General features: G+C 30.7%; 6 protein-coding genes. 5 read left to right on the forward strand and 1 reads right to left on the reverse strand.

Annotated features, from left to right (window positions below; all coding sequences use genetic code 11):
- Positions 1-82 precede the first annotated feature (82 nt).
- The 5 genes from RV15_RS18090 (at position 83) to RV15_RS18110 (ending at position 3,886) form a co-directional block, all read left to right on the forward strand.
- Positions 83-334, forward strand: a complete 252-nt coding sequence (locus tag RV15_RS18090) for a hypothetical protein (RefSeq protein WP_071879386.1) — start codon at positions 83-85, stop codon at positions 332-334.
- 10 nt (positions 335-344) lie between these two features.
- Positions 345-704, forward strand: a complete 360-nt coding sequence (locus tag RV15_RS18095) for a hypothetical protein (protein ID WP_071879387.1) — start codon at positions 345-347, stop codon at positions 702-704.
- A complete protein-coding gene (locus RV15_RS18100; protein ID WP_071879388.1) occupies positions 695-2,311 on the forward strand; it encodes a T7SS effector LXG polymorphic toxin in 1,617 nt (538 codons plus the stop codon). The genes RV15_RS18095 and RV15_RS18100 overlap by 10 nt, the downstream gene beginning before the upstream one ends.
- A 23-nt stretch (positions 2,312-2,334) precedes the next feature.
- On the forward strand, positions 2,335-3,162 hold the full coding sequence (locus RV15_RS18105; RefSeq protein WP_071879389.1) for a hypothetical protein: 828 nt from the start codon (positions 2,335-2,337) through the stop codon (positions 3,160-3,162).
- A 94-nt stretch (positions 3,163-3,256) separates the two neighbouring features.
- Positions 3,257-3,886 (forward strand): DUF443 family protein, encoded by a 630-nt coding sequence (locus RV15_RS18110; protein ID WP_071879390.1) that lies wholly within the window; start codon positions 3,257-3,259, stop codon positions 3,884-3,886.
- A 1,198-nt stretch (positions 3,887-5,084) separates the two neighbouring features.
- On the opposite strand, the gene RV15_RS18125 is transcribed toward RV15_RS18110, so the two are convergent.
- On the reverse strand, positions 5,085-5,903 hold the full coding sequence (locus RV15_RS18125; RefSeq protein WP_071879392.1) for a hypothetical protein: 819 nt from the start codon (positions 5,901-5,903) through the stop codon (positions 5,085-5,087).
- Between the last annotated feature and the right edge of the window lie 303 nt (positions 5,904-6,206).

Consider the following 6,206-nt stretch of genomic DNA (forward strand, 5'->3'; position numbering starts at 1 on the left):
TACGAATTACAATTAAGTATATATACTATTACGCAAATGATGAAATTATGCATGACTAAAAGTTGAATAAAGGAGTGTTAGAATGGGAAATATAGCTTCAGATATTGGGGTTGCTACTGGGGCAGTTTCAGGTATAAATGATATATCTGTCAACAAAGGGACGCAAGTTTCTTTAGGAAAAAGTAATGTCAGTAGTATGAAACAAGGTTCAGAAGTAAATAATCAGTTACTTTCAGATTTATCACAATTGATTGATTGCGTGAAGGAACAAAGTCAAAAGTTTCCTAAAATCGCTGAAATAATGGCTATAGAGGATAGCAAAATTAAATTCTAAGGAGAATGTAGTGGAGAACAAAAATGATCAAGAGCGAGCAAAATACACCCGTTTGATTACAGAAAAAGAAAATGATACTAATGAATTAAAACAAGAGCAACGAAAAATAGAAGATAGTTTACGGAACTTGCAAGAAGATTTACAACGTGGCTATCGTACCTTAGCAATGATAAATGAAGAAGAAGTATACAGTGGAAATCATGAAGGTATTCGTATGCAACGAAAAAATGAAGAACAAGAGCGATTTTTTAAACGCCAATTACAAGAGGCAGAAGAAACGTTATCTGATCAATATGCAGAACAACGAAAAACACTAGAGAAAGAAACTGAAGATCTTTATAAAAAGAGGGGGGAAATTCCTTGGGATTAATTTATTCTAGTTCTGATTCCTCGCAATTAATGTCCGCGCTAAAGCAAAATCTACAGAGCGGAAAAGAAGCATCTGAACAGTTAAAAGGAGGAAGTCAAAAAGTAATTTCAGCTGTAGATGGTAAAACACTTTCTGGCTCAGCATATACAGCAGCAAAAGGCTTATTTAGCGAGTTGATTTTACCAACTATTAGTAAAGTAACTTCTGCAATCGATACGATTGAAAGTGAATTACAAACGTACACATCAGCAGATAGTTTAGTTTCATCAGAAGGAACGCTAGATGAGGACAAATTAAACCAACAAATTGCAACGAAAAAAGCAATGAAAGCTTCTGTAGATGCTTCTGCAGCAGTAGCAAGAGTATTGTCTAGAAATAATCCAGTTGCTAAAGTGTTAGATGAGTTATTAAATGTTCAGTCAAGTCTAGCTCGTATGTCGAATGATTTTGAAGATGATATTCTAGAATTACAAAAAAAGCTAGAAAAACTACAACAGTTTTCTTCACAAACAAATGGACTTTTTAGCAATAGCTTGAATGATATGAAAATTGCGATGCAGAGTGTAACTGTATTGAATAATACGATAGTTAATAGTGATGGGACATACCAATTACCTAAAGGTACTGATCTGAGTTGGTTTAACTCTTTGAAAAATTCTAGTGATATAGAAAAAATGGAAAAAACAGCTTTAGAAAAGGCAATGAAAGAAATCAATGATTTGTATTCTAAAAATCCAATGGCAGCAATTGAGAAAGTAAAGAATAACAAACGTTTATTTGAGTACCTTATTACATTCTTGGATTCGGAAAAATTACCTAAAGGTATACAAGATGCTGTACTAGATATTTTCATAGCGCAAGAAAGTTGGAATAAGTTACCTAAAGATTTAGCAACAAAAATTTTAAATAATCCAAAATTTGGTCTATATTTGATTGATAAACCCATAGATATACAGGCTAAAGTATATGGAGTATTGATAAATTTGAGTGACAAGGGTTGGGAGGTATTAGCACCTATTGGCCACGTGACCAATGTATTATCCAAATCGTCAGCGGGAGAAGCCATTATTGCAGGAACAAAAATAGGATTCAATAAGTTTAAAAAGCTAGGAAAAGTAGCTGACTTCTTAAAGAAATATAAAGCAGTTGGAGAAGTTGTTGGAGTTGCAGGAGATGGCTTTAGTATAGGTAGTTTAGCCTACAATGAATACATCAATCCGAATAGTCCAGCTTATGGAAATGCCAGTAAAGCTTTATATGGTGGTCAAAATAGATTTTTTGCATCAATTGGTCCTTTAGAAGGGGCGCAATATGGATTCATTCCAGGAGCTATCGCTGGTACAATGAATTATTTTTTACAAGGTGGTGGACTATCTGATATACCTCTACTAAACCAAATACCAATAATTAAAAACAGTGATGACTGGCATACTTGGATTAGTAAAAAAGATATTGACAAGTGGGTAAATGAACAATATGAATTTTATGATAGAAGACATGAAAATTTGGAAAGTGGAAATATTGGAGCAATAAAAGAAGACTGGTTTGGGAAACAAAACGGTCGTGTTGATACAGGAGATTTTAATACAGGATTACCTAAGTGGTAAAATACAATTAAGTAGGCGAATTTATGAAAAAAATAGAGGACTATGTTAACAACATCAGTTTTGAAGAGGCTTATGTCAAAATAGATCGAAATAAAATTGACTATTTAATTAAAGGCGATCCTGATGCAAAATTTCCAATCAGATTAAAAAAGCTAGGTTTTTTAGCAATAAGTTTATTTATGCCAATTATGATGATACTGTCCTATACAAGTGCTAAAGATAACATAGTAACGACTGTGTTTTCTAGAAACATAGCAATAGCAACAGCTACAAGTTTTATTTTAATATCACTATTTTCATATTTTAAGAGTAGACACTTTCTTCAAAACTATGGTTATAAAGAATTTATATATTCTAGTTTGAAAATTTTATTTTTATCTTATATTTGTGGTTCTATAGGAACTGTAGATTCTAATTATATTATTAATTTGATTACTATAATTATCTATGTACCTACTTGTTTATACTTATATTACACAGTGGAAAATAATATGTTAATCGATTACATTAATGTAACATTTGAAAAAGAGTATAAAACGAATAAGATTCTTTCTCTCTTGATAAAAATGGCTGGAATAATAATGATTTTAGGAATAGTAATTGTTCAGTTTTATAGAATAAATAAAAGTTGGATAGATAAAGACAGTATCAATGATTCAATAAATGGTTTAGGTTTAAGTACGACGTTAATCGTAATTGCAGGGGCAGTTTTTATGATAATTATTTCTTTGATACCTACTTATATCAGCTTCAAAGCTGATTTAAGAATTCAAAATATGATAGTAACAAAATATTCAGAAGAGTTCAGAGAAATGTATGGGTATTATAAAGAAGAATGGTACGGAGAATAATAATTAAGGTAATCTTTGTTAGGTTTAGAAGTGGCATAGGTTAGAAAGACGAGAGGGAAAATAGCGTTATATTAGCGCTATATGTTGAGGTATAATGAAAGTTTATGATTCTACAAATAAAAGGTACAAACTAGCTGAACTAGATACAAACTATTACTTAATAGATATGGATAGCAATATCTTAGCTTATTTTTTCCCTACTTTAGTTTGGTTCTTCCCTTTTAGAGCAGTTGAGATAGATAAAGGAATGTTTAATAAGCTAGTGTCTAATGGTCAAAAAGAGTATGGTATTATGGCTACTGTTGTTATATCGATGTTTATTGGAAGACCAGTTTACAAACTATCGACTATTTTTTTTCAAGAGCTTGATGTTACTTCTGAACTAGATAAACGTGCAATCTATTTACTGATAACATTTGCATGTTTACTTATTTTTAGATCAATCATTATGTTCTACAATAAGCATAAACTTAGAAAAGTATTATTTGGAGTAGGTTACAATGTAACAATTGAGATTGAGAAAGAGAGTATTTCTACATATTACAAGAAGCATAGTATGATTCGATTGATTTTGATAGTTATGATTGCAGTAGGGATAATCTATATAACGATTGTTTATCTATTTGATTTCATTGTAATTTTTATTTTAGGTGTGCTTATTTTTATATTTATGAATAGAAGTTATTTATTTCCCTATGTTAGTCGTTTTCATATAAAAGACTAGGAGATTAGAAGAATTAAACGTACAAATAAGAGTCAATAACTTTAAAATTGTTGACTCTTCCTCTATACGGGATAAAGACGATTGAACTTCTCCAAAACTAAAGTAAAACAATATTAAAATGGACTGGATGTGATAAAACTGAATAGCTTAACGATAAAAACACTCTATAAAAATAATCGATATAGCATAATACATTCTCAATCAAACTACTATTTAATTGACAAAGATAGTTCATTGTTAGGTTATTTCTTTTTCGGTTTAACTTGATTGATACCACAAAAAGCTTATATCTTAAATAAAAGCCAAGCTGAAGATTTACTAGTTCATCGAGTTGAAACTAAAAATAGAAAAGTGTTAAGTAACATTTTAATCGTACTAATGATTTTAATTTTTAATATAGTATTACGGAATTTGTTAACTCTTTTTTATGCTTCAACAAGCATAGAAAAGAGCCAGCTTATTGAAATTGGAACTACATTTATGATGATTCTATCAAATCTGTACATATTTTTGATATTGCTTATAATATTAAATTCAAAATATATCAAAAGTAGTAACAGTTCAATAGTCATTGATAGAAATGCATGATAGGAAAAATATCTTTTTTATAAGTGCCATTCCACAGTATAGAACAAGTCTATCCCATTAACGTGGCACTGAGATAGACTTATTTTTTATATTTTTATCGCAAAATTCTGCAATTCTTTCCTAAATTTAAACGCTCTTGATAAGTAAGATGTAGAGTTCAGGTTCATCCTCAATATTGTCAAACGCCCATTTGGCCGATCTGCTTACTGCTAACCAATCCAACTACGATACTTTCTGATAGTATAATTTGATCCATATAAAAACCCCCTTTACATATAAGTACGTAAAGGAGGAAAAGATCTTATTTGATGAAATCACTGTTGTCAGAGTGAGTAATTCTCCAAAAAACATAAAATGAGTATATCGAGTACGCTATCAAAACTACAAAAAATAGTTTGCTTAGATTTATCATAGAATTTCCTAAATCATAATTGATAGAAAATTCTTTTTGCAGTTTAAACTTTTCTTCCATTGTTAATGTTTCAGGGTCTTGAATAGGTAAAAAATTCAGTGTCAGAAAAGTTCCAACAACTTTCAAAACTATAAATAGACAACTAAGTGTAATGATTAGCAACTTATTATATTTTATGAAACTCACTCCTGTCTTATCTTATCTTGACATAGATCTTACTATTTCAATTTTATAAGGTTTTATATATCCACGAGATTGCATAGCATAGCAATAGTTATTCCCAAAACCGACAGCAAAATTATTACTATATCCATTTGCTTGTCGTTTATAGGACACTGTATAAGACACACCTCGTAAAGCTGTGAGTAAATGTCCACTTGTGAACGTATGTGACCCTGCGAAAGATCCTGAAGCTCTGCCTCCTCGGAAAGCTTCAGCTTTTAAACGACCGTAGTAAGAGCGCATTAAGTCTTCACTGTCTACCATTTTAGCCCAAGTATCATTCGTATTGTAATACGTTGCTGGTGTATATGCTGAGTTGACTCTGTTTGCTGGAACAATAGCACGTCTCATATAATTAGCAGTCTGCCAATGCCCTATCCGTTCTACCAGTTTAATTCCAGCAGCGTATGCTCCTAAAGCGATATCATAAGGTGTTGCAACCAAAGCTCTAGATGTTGGAGGTAAGTTGCTATCTAAAGATAAGTCAACGTTTTCCTCAGCAAATTCAAGCTGATTTTCTAATTTTTCATCTTGATTATGATCGTAGTTTTTTAGCTCAACTAGAACTGAATTTAAAAATGAATTAAAATCTTCACTAGAATAATTTTCGGAAGGTACCTCATAATACATATCAATAGTGCTATTGATATAATCTGAATTTGTAGGTTCCGCTGAGGTGAGTTCCTCAATCAGATTAATATTATTCTCAATAATTTCATACTTCTCTTGAGACTCAACCTTTGTAGTAAATCCAAAACAAACGAATAATGAAATTCCCCATAAAACTTTTTCCATACTATTCTAATTCTTCCTTCATTTATTATTTAAAGTATATTATATTGTTCTTTTAGTGTCAATATTCATTTTAGTTGTAATCATTTGTATAGTGCTGATTTGATAATACAGACATTTACTATTAGGAGTTGTAAATACATGATAGTTGATTTCTTTATTTCAGAAAAAAGGAGAAATAACCGAGAATTGATAACCATACTGACATACTTATAAAATTTTAGAGAATATTTTCAAGTTAAGGGGTGAGAAGCTAAAATGTGGAAACGATATGTTGCCGTATATAATTGTGAAGCGAAAAAAAAA

Origin of the sequence: Enterococcus silesiacus (assembly GCF_001886225.1) — a bacterium.
Lineage (GTDB): Bacteria > Bacillota > Bacilli > Lactobacillales > Enterococcaceae > Enterococcus_L > Enterococcus_L silesiacus.